This is a genomic window from Pseudomonas sp. CC120222-01a (assembly GCF_003097235.1).
GTDB lineage: Bacteria > Pseudomonadota > Gammaproteobacteria > Pseudomonadales > Pseudomonadaceae > Aquipseudomonas.
The window spans coordinates 1-1,152 of record NZ_QEQQ01000059.1 but is presented as its reverse complement, the minus strand read 5'-3'; the positions used below and the strand labels follow the sequence as shown (position 1 = coordinate 1,152).

The 1,152-nt window shown below is 61.8% G+C and carries 1 protein-coding gene; it reads left to right on the top strand.

Annotated elements, in window-relative coordinates:
• The first annotated feature begins 57 nt into the window (after positions 1–57).
• On the top strand, positions 58–1,071 hold the full coding sequence (locus N430_RS29170; RefSeq protein WP_110640021.1) for a site-specific integrase: 1,014 nt from the start codon (positions 58–60) through the stop codon (positions 1,069–1,071).
• Positions 1,072–1,152: the final 81 nt, after the last annotated feature.

Genomic DNA, 1,152 nt, shown 5'->3' with positions numbered 1-1,152 from the left:
GTGCTTTTGATTTTGATCTTGCTGTTTGACCGACCATAACGAGAAGGGAGAGACCCCATGACACCAGCCACACAGGCCGCCTATCGCAAGCTGGCGGCCCATTTCTACACCAAGCACCTGGACGGTCAGCCACCGTCCCCAAAGCGCATCACAGACGCTCTCAAGGCCATTGCAGGCCAGCACAGGCCCGACTACTGGAGACGCCTGCGCAATGCCCTGGCCTACGACCAGGAGGCCGCTGGCTACCCCGATGCAGCCAAACGCATCAACGAGACAAAGAACCCGCTGACGCGGAACGGGCCCAGCGATGAGGTGCCCGGCAAGCAGCGCCGGATCAAGAGGATCGACGCCCAGGACGAAGCCAAGCTCCTGGACAGCTTCATCAAGTCCGGAGACCGCGAATCTTATGGGGCCGTGATGGTGGCCAGGTACACCGGGGCCAGGCCTTCGGAGTTCGCCTCGATCACCATCCAGGACGGCAAGGTGGTGATACCTGGTGCGAAGAAGAGCCACGGCGGAGACCGGGGCGCAGACCGGGTAATCGACCTCGATCCCAAGGCCCTGGAGCTGGTACGGGCCTCGCTGCCATACCTCCAGGACGCCGCCGTGGTCGGTCGTGTCCAGGACAGGATCAGTGCAGCCGGGCGGCGTCTTTGGCCGCAACGCAAGGCCGTCCCATCGCTGTATTCGTGGCGGCACCAGATGGGGTCAGACCTGAAGGCCAGCGGCATGAGCCGCAAAGAGGTGGCATATGTCATGGGTCACCAGTCCACGGCCAGCGTCGACCGGTATGGGAACCGCAAAACGGCAGGGAATGGGAAAGTCCCTCGCGCCGCCGATCCGGCAGCAGTAGAGAATGTCCGTGAGTTGCACAGTGAGCCGCCATCGGCGCCTGCGGCGCCTTCGGCGAATGCTCGCTTCGCTGCGCACGACCTGCCTGATCCAGCTGCGCTGGTGGCGAATTTGAAAACGTCGGAATTGCCTGTAAACACAGGGGCAATCAAGCGGTTTTCTATGGAGAAAAGCCGCGAACGTCAAGGAGTTAGCCGAGATGATGGCTTGAAACCGTAGCCCCACAGGGGCATGATTGAGGCGAGCGGTCGAGAAATCAGAACCGCAGAAAGCAAAAAACCCGCGTCACAGGCTGGCAGG

Excerpts from the sequence above, each read along its gene's own strand:
- N430_RS29170 (WP_110640021.1), top strand. The coding sequence starts at position 58 with ATGACACCAGCCACACAGGCCGCCTATCGCAAGCTGGCGGCCCATTTC.